This is a genomic window from Mesorhizobium sp. RCAM 05104, from assembly GCF_059683645.1.
The window spans coordinates 4828735-4847091 of record NZ_CM185033.1; the positions used below are offsets into that span (position 1 = coordinate 4828735).

The 18357-nt window shown below is 63.0% G+C and carries 14 protein-coding genes, 1 tRNA gene and 2 pseudogenes; 11 read left to right on the forward strand and 6 right to left on the reverse strand.

The features are described 5' to 3' along the window. Positions 1 to 57 precede the first annotated feature (57 nt). Both AC56QP_RS23695 and AC56QP_RS23700 read left to right on the forward strand, forming a co-directional pair. Positions 58 to 267: a SlyX family protein gene (locus AC56QP_RS23695; protein WP_489863247.1), complete on the forward strand. Its 210-nt coding sequence runs from the start codon at positions 58 to 60 to the stop codon at positions 265 to 267. An 18-nt stretch (positions 268 to 285) separates the two neighbouring features. Beyond that, complete coding sequence (locus tag AC56QP_RS23700) at positions 286 to 675, forward strand: hypothetical protein (protein ID WP_489863246.1); 390 nt, start codon at positions 286 to 288, stop codon at positions 673 to 675. 63 nt (positions 676 to 738) lie between these two features. Here the strand turns inward: AC56QP_RS23700 and AC56QP_RS23705 are convergent, their stop codons facing one another. From AC56QP_RS23705 to AC56QP_RS23720, 4 genes are all read right to left on the reverse strand, one after another. Further along, positions 739 to 1728, reverse strand: a complete 990-nt coding sequence (locus AC56QP_RS23705; RefSeq protein ID WP_489863245.1) for a BMP family lipoprotein — start codon at positions 1726 to 1728, stop codon at positions 739 to 741. A 212-nt stretch (positions 1729 to 1940) separates the two neighbouring features. Then, positions 1941 to 2606: a peptide-methionine (S)-S-oxide reductase MsrA gene (msrA, locus tag AC56QP_RS23710; protein ID WP_489863244.1), complete on the reverse strand. Its 666-nt coding sequence runs from the start codon at positions 2604 to 2606 to the stop codon at positions 1941 to 1943. Positions 2607 to 2644: 38 nt separating this feature from the next. Next, positions 2645 to 2968 (reverse strand): hypothetical protein, encoded by a 324-nt coding sequence (locus AC56QP_RS23715; protein ID WP_489863243.1) that lies wholly within the window; start codon positions 2966 to 2968, stop codon positions 2645 to 2647. Between the two features lie 122 nt (positions 2969 to 3090). Continuing rightward, entirely contained in the window at positions 3091 to 3810 is a 720-nt protein-coding gene (locus tag AC56QP_RS23720) for a hypothetical protein (RefSeq protein ID WP_489863242.1), read from the reverse strand. Between the two features lie 366 nt (positions 3811 to 4176). On the opposite strand from AC56QP_RS23720, the gene AC56QP_RS23725 reads away from it, so the two are divergent. After that, a tRNA-Ser gene (locus AC56QP_RS23725) sits at positions 4177 to 4266 on the forward strand. A gap of 817 nt (positions 4267 to 5083) precedes the next feature. Here the strand turns inward: AC56QP_RS23725 and AC56QP_RS23730 are convergent. Beyond that, a pseudogene (locus AC56QP_RS23730) lies at positions 5084 to 5814 on the reverse strand (putative bifunctional diguanylate cyclase/phosphodiesterase). Further along, positions 5754 to 7183: pseudogene (locus tag AC56QP_RS23735) on the reverse strand (diguanylate cyclase domain-containing protein). Before AC56QP_RS23735 ends, AC56QP_RS23730 begins: the two co-directional pseudogenes overlap by 61 nt. A 384-nt stretch (positions 7184 to 7567) precedes the next feature. Here AC56QP_RS23735 and AC56QP_RS23740 point away from each other — a divergent pair. The 8 genes from AC56QP_RS23740 to AC56QP_RS23775 all read left to right on the forward strand — a co-directional run bounded on the left by AC56QP_RS23740 (position 7568) and on the right by AC56QP_RS23775 (position 17891). Continuing rightward, entirely contained in the window at positions 7568 to 7768 is a 201-nt protein-coding gene (locus AC56QP_RS23740) for a hypothetical protein (RefSeq protein WP_489863534.1), read from the forward strand. A 531-nt stretch (positions 7769 to 8299) separates the two neighbouring features. Next, positions 8300 to 8461, forward strand: coding sequence for a hypothetical protein (locus AC56QP_RS23745; protein WP_489863241.1), 162 nt, complete (start codon positions 8300 to 8302; stop codon positions 8459 to 8461). A gap of 270 nt (positions 8462 to 8731) precedes the next feature. Beyond that, positions 8732 to 9187 carry a helix-turn-helix domain-containing protein gene (locus AC56QP_RS23750; RefSeq protein ID WP_489863240.1) on the forward strand — a complete coding sequence of 152 codons (456 nt, stop codon included), beginning with the start codon at positions 8732 to 8734 and terminating at the stop codon, positions 9185 to 9187. Positions 9188 to 9383: 196 nt separating this feature from the next. Continuing rightward, entirely contained in the window at positions 9384 to 15614 is a 6231-nt protein-coding gene (locus AC56QP_RS23755; RefSeq protein WP_497101011.1) for a calcium-binding protein, read from the forward strand. Positions 15615 to 15621: 7 nt separating this feature from the next. After that, on the forward strand, positions 15622 to 16179 hold the full coding sequence (locus AC56QP_RS23760) for an invasion associated locus B family protein (protein WP_489863237.1): 558 nt from the start codon (positions 15622 to 15624) through the stop codon (positions 16177 to 16179). 13 nt (positions 16180 to 16192) lie between these two features. After that, on the forward strand, positions 16193 to 16864 hold the full coding sequence (locus AC56QP_RS23765; protein WP_489863236.1) for a hypothetical protein: 672 nt from the start codon (positions 16193 to 16195) through the stop codon (positions 16862 to 16864). A 32-nt stretch (positions 16865 to 16896) separates the two neighbouring features. Continuing rightward, on the forward strand, positions 16897 to 17358 hold the full coding sequence (locus tag AC56QP_RS23770) for a DUF4189 domain-containing protein (RefSeq protein WP_489863235.1): 462 nt from the start codon (positions 16897 to 16899) through the stop codon (positions 17356 to 17358). Further along, a complete protein-coding gene (locus tag AC56QP_RS23775) occupies positions 17343 to 17891 on the forward strand; it encodes an invasion associated locus B family protein (RefSeq protein WP_489863234.1) in 549 nt (182 codons plus the stop codon). The genes AC56QP_RS23770 and AC56QP_RS23775 overlap by 16 nt, the downstream gene beginning before the upstream one ends. Positions 17892 to 18357: the final 466 nt, after the last annotated feature.

The following is an 18357-nucleotide window of genomic DNA, read 5'->3' on the forward strand; positions in this document are numbered from 1 at the left end:
GCCAAGCCGTCGCAACGCCGCGGCGCGAGGCATTGCGGTGCAGACTGGGGATTTGGAATGACCATGCCCGCCGATCGGCTGACGACGCTGGAAATTCGCGCCGCCGAACAGGAACAGACCATCGAGGAACTGTCGGGCCAGATCGCCGAGCAGTGGAAGGTGATCGAGCGCATGCAGCGCAAGCTCGATGCGCTGGCCGACCGTTTCCTGGCGCTGGAGGAACAGGCGGCACCCGACGTGCCGATCACCAAGCCGCCGCACTGGTAGGGAAGGGGAGCACAAGCCATGAGCGACCGCACAGCAAGGGCCGGCGATTATGTGCTCGGCCTGATGAACGACGCGGACCGCGAACGGGCCGAGCGCGATCTGGAGATAGACCCCGCCTTCCGCGATGCGGTGGTGCAGCTTGCCGAACGCATGCACATGTTCGACCGCGCGGAAAAACCAGGTGGCCTGCCCGGCAATCACTGGCAATTGGTCACGCAGCGTATTGCGGAATTGCCGCAGATGCGTACGTCCGGACTGGGCAATGCCGGATCACCAGCGGTGATCCGCGGCCTGCCCCAGAGGCCGCATGGCATCGGCCTGCAAGCACTTGGTGGCCTGCGCGGATTTGCCGTCGCCTTCGGACTGATAGCGGCCTTCGGGTTGGGTTATCTGGCGGGCAAGCTGTAGGCCTACGCAAAACCGCCGGGCTTGCACCCGGCGGTTTGCAGTTCTGTTGAATATATGTGCCGCTTAGTACGGGCAGGCGTTGTCAGCCGTATAGTCGTGCACTTCGAGCTTGCCGGCGATGATGTCGGCCTTGGCCTTTTCGACCGCCGCCTTCATCTCGTCGGTCACCAGCGCCTTGTTGTTGTCGTCCATGGCGTAGTCGACGCCGCCCTCCTTGAGGCCGAGATTTTGCAGGCCGCCCTTGAAGGTGCCGTTCTTGCCGTCCATGAAGGCGGTGTAGACGGCAACGTCGACGCGCTTCATCATGGAGGTAAGCACCTTGCCGGGCTGCAGGCCGTTCTGGTTGGAATCGACGCCGATGCCGAGCTTGCCGGCATCCGCCGCCGCCTGCAGCACGCCGACGCCAGTGCCGCCGGCCGCGGCATAGACCACGTCGGAGCCCTGGTCGATCTGCGTCTTGGCGATCTCGCCGCCCTTGGCCGGGTCGTTCCAGGCAGCCGGCGTGTCACCGGTCATGTTCTGGATAACGTCCGTCGCACCGGCCGACTTGGCGCCGCCGACATAGCCGCATTCGAATTTGCGGATCAGCGGGATGTCCATGCCGCCGATGAAAGAGACCTTCTTCGACTTCGAGGCCATCGCCGCCAGGATGCCGACGAGATAGGAGCCTTCGTTCTCCTTGAAGACCAGCGAGCGGACATTGGGCAGGTCGACGGCATCGTCGATGATGGCGAAGTTGAGGTCAGGATATTCCTTCGCGACCACCTTGAGCGCATCCTCCCAGGCAAAGCCGGCCATGACGATCGGGTTGCGTCCGTCCTCGGCGAAGCGGCGCAGCGCCTGCTCGCGCTGCGAGGCGTTGGACACTTCGAACTCGACATAGGGCGTGCCAGTCTCGGTCTTGAACTTCTCGGCGCCATGGAAGGCGGCCTCGTTGAAGGATTTGTCGAACTTGCCGCCCAGATCATAGAGGATGGCCGGCTGGACATCCGCGGCGAAAGCCGGAAGAACCATTGCGGTTGCGGCCAGAAGGCCGAGAACAATACGTTTCATGTGATCCACACCCTGTCGGTTATTTTTTCCGTTACGCACCGCCCGCCTGCCCGGTTCGCCGGCAGGCATGCGACGTCAGCCTGGAGTGTATTCCCCTCCCGCTCGGGGGCAATCTGGCACGGCCCGAAACAAATTTCACGCGGAATTTTGACCTTTTGGAAAAGCATGGCGCGGGGAGGCCGCGCCGCGGCTTGATCCTTGCGCGGAAGGCTTCAGGCCGAGGCGGCGGCCGGCATGGCGCAGGCGACGCCGGTGCCCTTGAGGTTGCAATAGCCATAAGGGTTCTTCGCCAGATATTGCTGGTGGTCGGCTTCGGCGAAGTAGAAATCCGGCGCCGGCGCGATCTCGGTGGTGATCTTGCCGTGGCCTGCAGCACGCAGCGAGGCCTCATAGGCCTCGCGCGAAGTACTTGCCGCGCTGAATTGCGCATCATCGAGCGTGTAGATCGCGGAGCGGTAGGTGGTGCCGACATCATTGCCCTGGCGCATGCCTTGCGTCGGATCGTGGCTTTCCCAGAACAGCTTCAGAAGCTCGGCATAGGAAACGACCTTGGGATCGTAGACCACCAGCACCACTTCAGCATGGCCGGTGAGGCCGGTGCAGGTTTCCTGATAGGTCGGATTGGACGTGAAACCGCCGGCATAGCCGACCGCCGTGACCCAGACGCCTTCGAGCTGCCAGAACAGCCGCTCGGCGCCCCAGAAGCAGCCCAGCCCGAACATCGCCGTGTCCAGCCCTTCCGGATAAGGTCCCTTGAGGGGCCTTTTCAAGACGTGGTGTCTGGATGTCGTCGGGATTGCCCGGGCGCGGCCCGGCAAAGCTTCGGACGGCTTCGGCAAATGAAGCTTCTTGTTCAGCATGTCGCTGAGAAAGAACATGCGCGGTCTTCCTTCTCTGGGTGGACGCAGGAAGTGGATCAGGTGGCGGCGAATTGTCCGGTGCGTCGTTGCCGCCGGTAACCGATCGCATAGAGCAGGAAGGCCAGCACGGCAAAAACCGCGAAGCCGGGCTGGTTGAGCACCCAGGCGATGACGCTGTCCCAGAGCAGCGGGCCGGCCTTGGCCCGGACGAAGGTTTCGAAAGCCGCCCGGGTGTCCGGCGAGACGGCCAGCCAGCTGGTGTTGAGCGGGGTCAGCACGAGCGCCGAAGCAGCCACGGTGCGCGTTGCGTTGAGCACCGCCATGATGACGGAGATCGACAGCGCCACCATTGCGGCAAGACGAAAGATGAAGCGAAACATTCGAGACCTTTCCCCCGGGCCAGTGCTCAAGCTCCTCCCGAGGACCTTTCGGCGCGTTTCAGAACGAGAGATAGAATGCGCAGGCCGGGTTCGCAATCGCCATACGCGAATTTGAAGCCGATCTATGCCACTGGCTTGCGCCTGCGCCGGTGAACAAGCCAGACCGCGACGATGCCGCCGCCAATGGCACCGACCACCAAGCCGGCCAGGCCGATGAACGCGGCGAAATAGCCGCAGGCGCCTTCGAAGCAGCTCATGCTGGTGACATCTGAAATCACCGAGCCGGCGAAGAAGCCGGCGACGGCACCGATGACCGCGCCAAGGATGATGCCGAGCAGGGCGGCGACGATCGAAACGAAGACCGGCGGCGCTTCGGGTTCCGGCTTGGCGTAGACGGTCTCGGCACCTGAACCCCGGCGCAGAAGGTAGATACAGAGCAGGCCGATGGCGATTTCGGCACCGGTGATGGCCAGGCCTCTGGCCGAGAAGACGAAATCAGGCACGGCAAGCACATAGGCTTGCCTTGCCAGCAGCCAGATGATGATGGCGATCTGCCAGATGGTGAAATGGCGCGGGAAACGCGCCGAGCGGCCGAAGGCGAGGCCAAGCAGGTAAAGTCCCCACAGGATGGTGACGACGTTGGCGGCGAGCCCGCCAAGGACGAGATAGAAGATCTTGTCCGGCAGGCTGGAATTCCCGACCAGCCACCAGGCCGACGCCAGGCCATAGACCGACCACGCCATGACGAAGATGAGCCAGCCCACCGGTACGAAGGACAGCCCGCTGTCCGGCCGTCTGGCTGGCGTCTGTTCATTGCCCGGATTTCCACTGCTCGATGTCATGTCCGGACGATGCCCCCCCGCAAAGCCTGCATCACTCGACAGACGGCGGGGGGCGAAGTCAAGCGCGGCTGGCCTTGCCGCCTTACCTGTGCACATCATTCGAGGACAGCGCCTCAAGACGGGGCTCCGGCGGCGTCGTGAAACGCTGTGTGGCCGGCAAAGCGAATAGACCGCCGTTATGGCTTGGCATTCGGCGCGGGATCGACTAGATGAGCCCCGCGCCTGTTGCTTTGACGGCTCAGGTGCAGGGGAAGGGTGTCCGCTGGTTGGCGGCATCCATGGAGCGGAATTTCCGCACCGAAGCCCCAAGGGAGATGCGTATCCCCAACCCGCGTGGCGAAACCGGCCGGCGCGACATGCAAGGACGGAGAGGTGGCCGAGTGGTTGAAGGCGCACGCCTGGAAAGTGTGTTTACGGGAGACCGTAACGCGGGTTCGAATCCCGCTCTCTCCGCCAGTTCATCAACAAAATCAATAGCTTAGAGCGAAGATTAGGGCTTACCCCCCAAAAAGCCCGTCATGGAGGTTGCGATTGATTTAGACAGCATGCGACGGCATGAGGCATCCAGCCCGGTTGGAGGCTGTCCTTCGCGTCGCCCGGAGCGTACAGCACGCGGACGCTTGGAAGCGGCCATCATGCTTTCGCCCCGGCACCGGGAAACAAGCAGAGTCAAGAAATCTGCTGACGCCCTGAAATGACGAGCATATTTCGGCGCGGTGTTTTTTATATCGGGATCGCTTTTCTCCCAACCCCTCAAGCTTTTGCCGGTGTGTGCCGGGACATGATCGATGCAAATCGGACCGATGTTATCAGCAAACGCCCATCTCCAAGCGGATCCGAACGGGTTCCAAGTTCTACTCTCACAGGCTACAGGCGACCACCAACAAAGCCTATCATATCAGGAAATCGCTTCCATCGATGTGACTGGGTCGCTCAGTTCGGCCTTGGAACTTCTGATCGAATGCTATCCCGACGCCACTTGTGGTTCTGCAGCGGCGCTGAAACCGACATCAAAAAGATCGACCCAGACGGGCCATATGGGTGCCAGTGCGATCTGCCGGGGCCGGCGGCTCACGGTGCTGGTTGGAGACCAGCGATTGCAGTCCTCGATACGCTTCTCGTCATAACGGAGTGGCACCTCATACAACATCGGGAGACGCAATCCTCGAATATCCATATCGATCGGATCGTCACGTGCTAAGCGTGGTTGCGATATGCATCTTCAGGAGACCAACTGAGCGTTCCCGCTGGCAGGATGGTCAGGAGCAGCCATCTAGGCCAAAACCACTTGGGGCACCCCCTCAAGGAGCCGGTGGATTTCCTCCTTTGCGACTGGCCTGGAGAGCAAGAACCCTTGTAGTTGGTCGCAGCCGAGCTGGCGCAGATAGTCTCGCTGACTCTCAGTCTCAACACCTTCCGCAGTGGTGCTGAGTCCAGTGGCACGCGCCAAGTTGATGATTGCCTGAACAATGGCCTCATCACCGTTGGAGCGGCCAAAGCCCTGCACGAAGCTTCGATCGATTTTGATTCTATCGACATCCAGATTTTGCAGACGCGCCAGTGACGAGAACCCAATGCCGAAATCATCTAGAGCGCAGCGCACCCCAATCCCCCGCAGCGCCTCAATGTTGTGCTTGCATTCGACGCGCGCCCCGCGAGTGCACTTTCGGTCACTTCCAGTTCAACGCGGCGAGGATCAATGTGCGCGTCCAGCAAGATGCTAGTTACCTTCATGGCGAAGGCCGGGTTGTTCAGCTGCAAGGCCGAAACGTTGACCGCCAAGGTGTCGATCGGCCAATGGACCGCATCTCGGCACGCCTGCCGCAAGACCAGCTCGCCTAGCTGGTCGATCAGCCCGATTTCCTCGGCCAATGGTATGAACAGGTCCGGGGCGACCCAACCGCGCTCGGGGTGGGACCAGCGGACCAAGGCTTCGACACCCGCTATCCTGCCCGTGTCGGCAACGTAAAGAGGCTGGTAGTGGACCCGAATTTGCCCAGGCACATGCAGCGCTCTCGAAGGTCGCGTTCCAGCCCTTTACGCATGGCCATTGTATGGTCCATTTCGACTCCGAACAACGCGTAGCTGCTACGTCCGGCAGCCTTGGCGTGATAGAGCGCGACGTCAGCTTTCCTCACTAATTCGACCCGATCCAATCCCTCCTTCGGCGCCAAAGCGGCTCCGACACTGACCCCTACAAAACCTTGGTCCCCGCGACTTCGAACGGCCGCCTGGCGGACTCAATCAACTGCTGGCACAGGGCTTTGACGTCATCTTCGTCTTGGACGGCGCGCAAGATAATGGTGAATTCGTCGCCACCCATGCGGACGACCGTGTCCGACTCGGTGGTAAGCCGTCGAAGGCGGTCTGCGAACTCCCTCAGCAACTCATCCCCGGCGGAATGTCCCAAGCTGTCGTTGACCTCCTTGAACCGATCAAGGTCGAGATACAGCACAGCAATCTGTTCGCCGGTCAACGGCAGGCGCCTCAACTCATCACTGAGACGCTCGTCGAACTGGATGCGATTGGGCAGCGCCGTGAGCAGGTCGTTATGGGCCAAATGGTAAATCCGCTCCTCGGATTCGACCAGTTTCAGGGTGCGTTTGCGAAAGCCCACCAGGACCAAAATGACACCGCACAACGCCATCCCGAACAGCGCTGCCAGCATAGGGGCCAATCGGGAAAGCACATGCGCGCCAGGCCGGTACGGCTGCCAGACCAAGAATCCGACAGTGGAGCCGGATCGGTCGACAAGGGCGTAAGATGCTTCTCCAGGGGACAGCCTGTTGATCCATGAGAAGCGCGCGCCGTCGAGCAGGTAGTCCTGGCGCAGGGATGCAAGAAGACTACCATCGAGGTAGCGGACTGCGACGTGTAGAAACTCCCGACCTTTTTCTTGGAGAACATGGCCACTGTCGGAAACGATAGGCTTGATGCTCACGACGGCGGGGTGGCCGGAGATAACCGCCGTATCGGAAGCACCGATCGACAGCACCTGCTCCGTGACGCCGTCAGTGTCGCCGCGTTTTAGCCTTGTCCTGAGTTTCGCGATGAGAGGCGCTGTGATCGGGCGTGTCGAATCGTAGGCGTCGGGCCTGACAGTCGCGTCTTTGACGAACGCGTAAACGGGCGCGTCGCTAGGATCGAGAACATAAACCTCGTCATGACCGAAGTAAGTATGCATCCAGATGCCGAGATTGGTGTCGATCCATTTCGTATCCCGGTTGCGCAGCGCGCCAACTGCGTCGTCCCAAACGGTGACGCTCTCATGGTCGTGGGCTACTCCGCTCTCTAGTTTGGATATGACCAGCGCGGCCAAACTTTCCTGCCGCGACGCAGCAACGGTGTCAGTCTGGAACGTGGACCATAGCAAAAGCCCTGTGGTGGTGATCGCAACAAGCCAAGCAGATCAGTGGCATCGCCCGTGCCGAAGGCGGTATCGAGGCTTCAGCGACGGTGCGGTACCTTCGTCGGAGCGGAGGGCGATCACTTTAGCCAGGATGCTCGTGTCTGACTTGAGCAACAGGACGACGACATTGGCATCACGACCGCGAGCCGGCAATACGAATCGGAAGATGGCGCTCGGAGCAGTTGCCCCTAAGCAAATAGGGTGCAAAATTTTGCTCGATTTTGACCATTTCGCAGCAAAAGGAGTGTTCGATACGGCATTGTCCATCGCAGGCACACGTCCAATAAATTCTGGGTTTAGTGCCATCTATCATATATATGCGGGCGGAGAGAATTCGAGGAGCCCTAAATCGTGAAGTTTGACTTCCATGGACCATCCTTCGGTGGCGCCGCCGCCGACCTACCAGCTGAATGCCAGGCGCAGTTGCTGCCTCTCGTCCGTGAAATTGTCCAGGCGGCGGTCGCGGCTGGCTGGAATCGGGACGATGTTCTTCTAGCTTTTGTGGAACTCGCCTGGGATTTGTACGAGAGACGGCGCGGTGATCTGTAATAGTACGCTGCGACCCTACTGGCTTAATGCCGCATCATTGATGCCGTCTATCTCGGCGGCGAACTAAGCTGTCGATCTGGCCGCACTCAACCCGGTCTTAGCGTCTGAGAATCAATGAAAAACACAGATCTGGCAGGCTGATGCGCTGAACTCTTACATGGCGAAGACACGCCATCCGGCTGAAGTAGCTGCTCGCCGGCTTTCTCGCATCGGGTATTTTTTCCGTTTCTTCCCGAAAAAGAATTCTTTTGCGCGTGGGAGTTCTTCCCTTTCCGGGGCCCGTGCGCTACGTTGATTTGGGTTTAGCATAGGGGATGGAGTAGCGGCGAGGCGGTTGAGGCGATGCGAGTGAAAAATGCTGACGGGACTCGGCGAAGCGGCGTCTGCCGAGGTGTCGATCGTATAGCTCGATACGTCTTGAGCAATATTCTAGAATGTGCCGGGCAAGAAGAGCAGCCGCGCACGGCAGCGTCATCCATGCCGTCCACGTGGCCGAAGTTGCGTCGGTCATGGGGGCCACCGAGTCAATTCATGGCAAGGTTCGCCCGGGCGTCTAGGATACCGCCGCATCGCCGCCCGATCAATCTGCGCCTGCACTTCGCAGAAAAGCTGCTCGGCGACGGCGAGTTCGCGATTGCCCAACTCCCTTACCTCGCCGTCTTTTCGGCTAAAGGCTTCTTGGCCGCCACATGAAGTGCGAGAGAAGAACGCCGACCGTCTATGCTCCAATCAAGACCTGAAGGCGCCAATATGCAAAGTGGCCACAGCTGATGGCTGGTTATCAAAAGACTGGAATTTTTCACAAAACTTCTAGAATTCCCAAGTTCCGTCCCCACAAGGCCCTTCGCTACGAGGTTCTGCCATCTGGTCAGGTCGATCAAATGAATCAAATGAAAAGGACTGGCGTTGCTGGCCTGATGCGATCAATCACGAATTATTGGGGACGGGGAGGACAGCCATGGATTGAAGTCTATCTGGGATGTACCAAAAGGCCTGGAAATGCGGCGTGATAATGGTTCCGCGGCATCGGCTTCCGGAACGAATTCTGGCCAACAGCCGATGATACACTCGCAAGGCAGGCTGCCCAACAGCAGCGTGAGCAAGTTGCAGGATTTCCTGCATCAAAATTTTACTCGCAAATTGGCGATTGCCGAGATGGCTGCGATTTGCGGGCTTTCACCCCATCACTTCGTGCGCGCCTTCTCCAGGACGTTCGGGATGCCACCGCACCAATATGTGCTCGATCTGCGGCTCGACTTCGCCGAAAAGCTGCTTGCGGACAGCCAGATAACAATCGCCGATATTGCCCACCTGGCCGGGTTTTCAACCCAAAGCCATTTTACCGCGGTTATGAAGAAAAGCCGGCAGGTGACGCCCCTGCAGGCACGGATGGGCAAGCTTAACGCCAAGCTTAAATAAGGCAGCGCTTGCGGTATTCTTTAGGTGCTTGATTTTATAAGCATTGGCTAAGGTAACGAGCCGTTAACCTCTGTCGGTTTGTTCAAATTTTTTTCGCAAAACAGCAATTTCCTGATATACCACTGGCTGGAATCATGTCTTTCTCCTGGTGAGCGGTATTGTCAGACATTTCGCGCCGGCCAGCGGAGAGGAAACCATGACCGACAATCACATTTCGAACGGCTTGGTTGTTCAGCGTCGCGCGGCGCATTTCGCCGGGCACTGGATCGCGGGGGCCGATCATGGTTTGCGATCGGTTCGCCGCCGCCTGATGGCCGTGCTGCGCATGGCGCATCGTGCGCTTGGCATGGGGCGCAAGCGCCTGGGGTTGGGAACGTTGGGCATCGGCAGCAGCGTGCGTTCGGCTCTGGCTTGCGGCGTCAGCCTGGCCAACATCGTCGGCGGCCTGGCGGCGATCGCCGCGCTCAGCCTCGCCACGCCGGCCCAGGCACAATACCAGGCCGGCGGCGGGTCCGCGACAGGCGGCAACGCCGTCGCCATCGGTAACGGTGCCACGACGAATGGCAATAACGCCGTGGCGTTGGGCACCTCCAACAGTGCAACGGGCGACGCTTCGATCGCCATCGGCTATTCGATGAGTGTCAATGGCCTCAACGCCATCGGCATAGGGGTCTTTGCAAGCGCGACCGGCATTAACGCGCTCGCTGTGGGCGGAAACGCCCATGCTAACGCCGGCGGGGCAAGCGCCTTTGGCGTCAACAGCACCGCAAATGCGGCGAACGCGACTGCCATCGGCTCCACGGCTACTGCTGGCGCCGCCGCGACGGCCGTTGGCGTATCGAGCCAAGCGACCGGCGGCAATTCCGTCGCTATCGGCAGCGTAAGCCAGGCTTCGGGGAACAGTTCGACCGCCCTCGGCACGGGGACCGTCGCCAACAGCTTTGGTACCGCGGTTGGATCGACCAGCCAAGCAACCGGCGGCAACGCGACCGCAATGGGAGCGGGTAGTAACGCAAGCGGCGGCAATTCGATAGCGCTGGGAGTGGTCAGCCAGGCAACCGGCGGCAATTCTCTCGCCGCCGGGAACGGCGCCAACGCCAGCGGAGTCTCGGGCGTCGCCGTCGGCAACGCTGCTAGGGCGACTGGCAACAGCTCAACGGCACTCGGGGTGCAAGCGGTGGCGATCGGCGACAGCACGGTTGCGGTCGGGCAAGGTGCGGGTGCCGGCTCGACCACCGCCAATAACAGCTCGGTCGCGGTTGGCATCGCGGCCGGGACGCTGGTGAGCGGCGCGCAGAATACTGCGCTGGGCGGCGGCATCCCCAGCGTGATGCGAGGCGCCGGTTCCGGTGTCACGGGGACGCGCAACGTCGCGCTCGGGACCGGCGATGGCGGTGTCGCCTATGACGGTACGCTCTCCGCCTCCGCGGGCAATCTGGTCACCGGCAACGACAACATCGCGATCGGAACCAATGCCGGTATCGGCGTCGCCGCCAGCAACACCGCGTCGATCGGCCACAACGCTCAAGCCAGCCAGACCAATGCCGCCGCCATTGGCACCGGATCCATCGCAAGCGGCGTGAATTCCATCTATCTGGGCGCACGCTCCGCTCCCGGAACGGGGGCTCTCGCTCAGAGCGCGATCGCTATCGGCGTGGACGTGACGGCAAACGTGGCTGATGCCACGGCGATCGGCCGTACAAGCGTGGCATCGGCCCAGTTCGCCGTTGCAATCGGGGTAAATTCCCGTGCGACGGGGATAAGCTCGTCAACGCTCGGCCCCAACGCACTCGCTTCAGGCAATTTCGCATTGGCTTTCGGCAATGCCGCTCTGTCGAGTGGAATCGGCTCGGTCGCGATTGGGTCGGGTGCCCAGGGCACGGATGTTGGCGCCGTGGCGCTCGGCAATGGCGCCCGTGCGACCCTCGCGCGCGCAACGGCGCTGGGCGTTAGCGCATCGGCGAGTGGCGCGAGCGCGCTGGCGATGGGCGATACCGCGAACGCGAGTGCCCAGAACGCGATCGCCGCCGGAACGAACGCGGTCGCAAACTCCGCCGATGCCGTCGCCATCGGCACCAATGCGGTGGCGACCGGCGGCAAGGCCGTCTCCATCGGTTCCGGCAACACCGCCTATGGCGATGGCGCGGTCTCGATCGGCGATCCGAGTTTTGCCAGCGGCACCGGCGCCTTCACCGGCGGCGCCAACAACATCGCCAACAGCGACGGCACGGCAACCGCCACCGCCGCCAACCAGGCGGCGGGCGCCGTCGCCATCGGCAACAACAACAAGGCCATCGGACAGGGCTCCGTGGCGCTGGGCAACGGCACCACGGCGGGTGCCGCCGGCCTTGCGGGCAATGTCGCGCTCGGCGATGGCGCCACCGCGGCGGCGAGTTCCGGCGACGTGGCGCTTGGCTCTGGCTCGGTGACCACGGCGGCGGTCGGCACCAGCGGCACGACCATCGGCGGCACGGCCTACAGCTTCGCCGGCACGACGCCGACCAGCACCGTCAGCGTCGGTAGCGGGACCAATCAGCGCACCATCACCAATGTTGCGGCAGGACGAATCGCGGGCAATTCGACCGATGCGATCAACGGCTCACAGCTGTTTGCGACCAATCAGGCATTGCAGTCGGCCATCGCCGGGGCGGCGTCGCATTATGTCAGCATCAATGATGGCGGCACGGCGACCGGGAACTATGGCAACAATGGCGCGACGGGCGCCCAGTCTGTGGCCATTGGCACCAATGCCGGCGCGACGGGCGGCCGCGCGATTGCGTCCGGCAGCGGCGCGAAAGCCCTGGGCGACTTCGCGTCGGCTTATGGCGATAATGCCAGCGCGACCACTGCGGGTACCGCCATCGGCGGAGGCACCAACGCCTCCAACCAGTTCGCCTTCGCCGGGGGTTTCCAATCCACGGCGTCCGGGGTTTCGTCCGCGGCATTGGGCCTGCACGCCAATGCGACCGCCGACAACGCGATCGCCATAGGCACGAGCACGACTGCCAACGCCGTCGATGCCGTCGCCATTGGCGATAGCTCGACCGCGACCGGCGCCACCTCGACGGCTCTCGGCAGCGGTGCCAGCGCGTCGGGTGGACGGGCGATTGCGTCCGGCAGCGGGGCAAAAGCGCTGGGCAACTTCGCGTCGGCTTATGGCGATAATGCCAGCGCGACCACCGGGGGTACCGCCATAGGTGGAGGCACCAACGCCTCCAACCAGTTCGCCTTCGCCGGGGGTTTCCAATCCACGGCATCCGGGGTGTCATCCACGGCATTGGGTCTGCACGCCAATGCCAGCGCCGACAACGCGATCGCCATGGGCACGGACACGATCGCCAATTCCGCCGATGCCATTGCCATCGGCCATGGCTCGACCGCGGCCGGCGGCAAGGCAACCGCGATCGGCGCCGGCAACACCGCTTTCGGGGACGGCGCGGTGGCGATCGGTGATCCGAGCTACGCCAGCGGCACCGGCGCCTTCACCGGCGGCGCCAACAACATCGCCAACAGCGATGGCACGGCGAGCGCCACCGCGGCCAATATGGCGGCGGGCGCTGTCGCCATCGGCAACAACAACAAGGCGATCGGGCAGGGCTCCGTTGCCCTGGGCAATGGCTCGACTGCTGGTGCTGCCGGCCTTACGGGCAATGTCGCGCTGGGCAATGGCGCGACGGCGGCTGCGAGCTCCGGCGATGTGGCGCTTGGCTCTGGCTCGGTGACCGTCGCAGCGGTGGGCACGCCCAATGCCGTGATCAACGGCACAACCTATGCCTTCCAGGGCATCAATCCGATCTCGACGGTCAGCATCGGCGCGCCGGGTGCGGAGCGCACGCTCACCAATCTGGCGGCGGGGCGGATCAGCGGGTCCTCGACCGATGCGGTCAACGGCTCGCAGCTCTTCGCCACCAACCAGGCGGTCGATGCCATCGGCACCACGCTCAACAACATCAATGTCGGCGGCGGCATCAAGTATTTCCACGCCAATTCGGCCCTGCCGGATTCCCAGGCCCTGGGAACGAATTCCGTCGCTGTCGGACCCAACGCCGTGGCCAACAATGCTGGTGACGTCGCGATCGGCCTGAATTCGGCGTCGGGTGCCACCACCGCCGTTGGCGGCACGACGATCGGCGGCGTGAACTACACCTTCGCCGGCGGCACACCGGCCGGCGCCTTCTCGGTCGGCTCGGCGGGCGCCGAGCGCCAGATCCAGAACGTCGCGGCCGGACAGTTGAACGGCGGCTCGACCGACGCGGTCAACGGCTCGCAACTTTTCGCCACCAACCAGCAGGTCACGCAGAACACCACAGACATCGCCAATATCGGCAGTGGCGTCACCAATCTCGGCAACACGATCAACAACATCGCCGGCGACACCTCGACCGCCTATACCGACGTCAACGGCATCGGCATCCGCTACGCCCGCACCAACGAGGCAGGGCTGGCGCAGACCGATTCTTTCGCTCAAGGCGTCGGCTCCACCGCCGTCGGCTATCAGGCGACCGCGACCGGCGTCAGCGCGCTGGCGCTCGGCCGCGACAGCGCGGCCAGCATCGACGGCAGCGTGGCGCTTGGTTCGGATTCGGTGTCCGACCGCGCGCTGGCGCCGGCCAGCGGGCAACTCCCGGCCGGTCCGTCGAACTTCATCCAGTACAACACCACCGACAAGGTATTGCTCGGCGCCGTTTCGGTCGGCACGGACACGTCTTACCGGCAGATCACCAACGTTGCCGACGGTACGCAGGATCAGGACGCGGTGACGGTGCGCCAGCTCGCCGGCGCCATCGCTTCCGTATCGGTGACGTCGACCAAGTATTTCCATGCCAATTCGGCGGCGGGAGACTCGCTCGCGGTTGGGGCGGAATCGGTCGCGGTCGGTCCGACGACGGTCGTCAACGGCGACAACGGCGTCGGCATCGGCAACGGCGCTATCGTCGACCAGACAGCGCCCGGCGGCACGGCAATCGGCCAGAACGCCCATGTCATGCTGGCCGACGGCCTTGCGCTCGGCACCAATTCGCTGGCCTCCGGCATCCAGTCGGTGGCGCTCGGCGCGGGCGCCCAGAGCACCTTCATCAACAGCGTCGCGCTGGGCTCGCAGTCCATCACCTCGGTCGGCGCCCAGACCGGCTACACGGCCTTTGCCCTGACCGGCGCGCAGACCTCGTTCGGCGAGGTGTCGATCGGCTCCGCCGGAGCCGAACGCAAGCTCACCAATGTCGCGGCCGGTTCGGCCGATACCGACGGCGTCAACGTCTCGCAGCTGCGCGGCGTGTCGCAAAACATCAGCAACCTGTTCGGCGGCGGCACCACGGTCAATCCCGACGGCTCGATCACCGGCCCGACCTACACCGTCCAGGGCAATAGCTACACCACCGTCTATGACGGGCTCACGGCGGTCGACAATGCCTTGACCAGCATCAACAATGGCGGCGGCATCAAGTATTTCCATGCCAATTCGACGCTGGCCGACAGCATCGCCGGCGGCACCGACAGCGTCGCGATCGGACCGGCGAGCGTGGCCAGCGGCACCAACAGCCTGGCCGCCGGCAATGGCTCGACAGCCACGGGCGATGGCGCGGTGGCGCTCGGCCAGGGCTCCAAGGCCAACAATGCCAATGATGTGGCGCTCGGTTCCGGCTCGGTGACGCAGGCTGCCGTCGGCACGTCCAGCACCACCATCAACGGCAAGACCTACGACTATGCGGGAACCACCCCGACCGGGACGGTCAGCGTCGGTGATGCCGGCGCCGAGAGGACGATCACCAACGTCGCCGCGGGTCGCGTCGATTCCGGCAGCACCGATGCGATCAACGGTTCGCAGCTCTACGCCACGAACACCGCGATCGAGGATCTGAAGGCCGGCGTCGGAACGCTCACCCAGAACGCGGTCACCTATGACACCCAGGGCGGCGCCAAGACGAACACGATCACGCTGCAGGGCGGCGACGTCAACGCGCCGGTCGTGATCTCCAATGTCGGTCCGGGCGTCGCCGGCACCGATGCGGTCAACGTCAACCAGCTCAACCAGGGCCTGACCGCGGGCAAGAGCTATACGGACACCCAGGTGAACTACGCCATCAACACCTCCAACACCTATACCGACAAGGTGGCGGCCACGACCCTGCAGCAGGCCAACGACTATACCGACCAGAAACTCGGCCAGCTCAACTCGGACCTGGGCGGCATACGCGACGAAGCACGGCAGGCCGCAGCGATCGGGCTCGCCGCCGCCTCGCTGCGCTACGATGATCGTCCCGGCAAGCTGAGCGTCGCGGCAGGCGGCGGCTTCTGGCGGGACGCGAGCGCCTTGGCCTTCGGTGCCGGCTACACCAGCGAGGACGGCCGCATCCGCGGCAATCTGTCCGGCACCGCCGCCGGTGGGCACGTCGGTGTCGGCGCTGGCATCAGCTTCACCTTGAACTGAGGCCGGAATGAAAGGACTTGCTGCCCTGACTTTCCTGGCGCTCTGCGGCGGCCTAGCGCCGGCTGCCGGGCAGGTCGCCTCGCCATACAGGATCAAGCCTTCGGATGTGGTGCTGCCGCCCGACGTGAAACTGGGTGACTATCAGCGCACCATCCGTCCGTTCGAGAACTGGACGCTGATCTGCGACGAGAACCTGAAGGCCCGCAAGAAGGTCTGCAACGTCTCGCAGGTGATCGAGGACGCGTCGGGCAAGATGGCCTTCAGCTGGTCGCTTGCCGCCACCCAGGACGGCAAGCCCTACATGATCCTGCGCACCGCGCCGAATGCCAGGAGCGACGGCCTGGTGTCGCTGAAGTTCGATGGACAGGCGCAGCCGATCGACGTGCACCTGAACGGCTGCAACGAGATGGTCTGTGTCGGCATGCTGCCGGTGGGGCCGGTGATGCGCCAGCAGATTTCGCGCAAGGCGACGCCGGCCATCTCCTATCCGACCGTCGACGGCCAGACGATCACCGTGACAGCAACACTCAAGGGGCTGACGGAAGCCCTTTCACCAGTCAAATAACCGGGGCAGCATCATGAGCCAGCAGGACCAGTTCTTGTCCGCAAAACGCAGCAACCCGACCGTCGAGGCGGATCGGCAGCGGCCCGTCGAGCCCGCGCGGCGGCGCCGGTGGCCGCGCGTCGTCGGATTTTCGCTGCTGGGGCTGGTGGTGGCGGGGCTTGGCTTTGCCGCCGGCAATTACGCCGCGATCGCCAATCTGGTCGGCGGCGCGACGGCTGCGCCGGTCGAGGCCGCCGCCCCCGCGCTGCCGGACACGCCTTTCCTCGAGCACGTCAAGCAGGCCGGGGTGCAGGCCTGTTCGACCGTCTATCCGGTGCTCGGACAAATCCTGACGACCGGCACGAAATACAGCGTCAAATCGCTGTGGAACGACCAGGCGGCCGACAAGCATGCCGTGCAGGCCTTTGTCGGCATGGACTACGCGTCGGAACGCTATAGCGGGCCGGCGGCGGGCGTGGTCTTCGCATCGCCCACCGCTTCGGGCTGCGAGGGGACGATGGTGCGGGTGGCGCCGTTCGCCAGCCCGTGTGCCGACATCCCGTCCATCCTTCCGCAGGGCAGCAAGATCACCGACCATCTTGGGCAGGTCGAGGTGTACGAACTCGGCGGCAACGCCGGGGAAGCCCTTCTGTTGCCGACGGGCAAAAGCTGCGTGGTGATCTCCGTGGCTTCGGCGGCGAAATAGGACGAAGGGAATTTAGGAAAGGGGTGCCGACCATGAGATTGCGGGCTTTGGCAGTTTTGGGCTTGACCTTGCTGTGGAGCGGACAGGTCGTCTCGGCCGACCTGGTGGCGCCGTCGGAGCCGCAGCAGGAGGAAAAAGGCATCTGGGCGGCCATCGCCTATTCGCAGGCCGACAGCAAATACGGTTTCTTCTGGGGCGCCGACAAGCGGCAGGAGGCGAAGGACATCGCGCAGAAATATTGCGAGAACGCCGGCGGCAAGGCGTGCAACGTCGTCTCCGTGTTCCGCAACCATCGCCATTGGGACGATGACGACGAGACCGGCTTTCCCTACAAGCACTGCGGTGCGCTGGCCATGGCAGACAAAGCCGAGAACCGTTTCACGCCCTGGGGCGTGAACTCGGCCGAGACCCGCCGCGAAGCCGAGGACCTCGCCTTGCAGGCCTGTGAGGCGTCAGGGGCCAAATGCAAGATCCGTGAATGGGTCTGCACATGAAGCGTGGCTTCAAGGCCGCCTGCGCATACGGGGCAATCGCATTCTCGTTGATGTCGCCAGCGACGGCTCAACAACAGGCGGCGGCTGCTCCAGATGGGCCGTCATCGCTGCGCGAAGTCTATCAGGACTGGAGCGTGGCCTGTTCCGTTCAGCAGAATGCGAGGGTCTGCTCGCTTTCACAGGACCAGGTCCAGAAGAATGGCCAAAGGCTGCTTGCCATGGAGATACAGAGGCGCGCGGACGGCTCAACGATGGCCACCTTGCTTCTGCCCTTCGGCATCCTGCTCGATCCGGGCGTGACGCCTCAGATCGATGATCAGCCGCCATTGGCCCCGCAGCGCTTCAGGACCTGCCTGCCGACAGGCTGCATCGCGGTGTTTGCCATCGACCGATCCGTGCTCGGAAAGCTGAGGGTAGGCGAGGTGCTGAAGCTCAATGTCACGACAGATGCAGAGACGCCACTGACATTCCCGGTGTCGCTGCACGGCCTGACCGCGGCGCTCGACCGCATGGTGGCGTTGAGCGCACGGTAAGGCAGGCGGCCGGCCGCCGGAAACGGCGAACCGCTCCAGCTCCTTGTTTGACGCAATTCCCGGGAAAGCGCCTACGCGCTTTTCCTGAAACAGGCCCATGGAACGTTGGGGCGCCGAAGCTAATGCCGGTGCCACCATTGCCCGGTGATCATGAAGAAGACTTACGTCAAACCCAACTTGACGCCGCAACCCGGCGCGCAGCCGACGATCCAAATCGATTGCTACCCGTCCAACCTGGTCGAAAAGACCTGAAACAACGCGTCTCCCTTCGGGGTAAGCGATGGTAGCGGGAGACCGCTACATCGCAATACCCACTATTGAGGAGGCTCTCTTTTGCTATCGTCGGCGCGCGGCATGACAGCAAGTTGAAGCCTTTCGAACTTTCTGGGTCGCGTCCCAGGCCGAACTACATGCGCTTACGGTAGAAATTCGAAATTCGAATATCCGATTCGGCTTTAGGAACTTG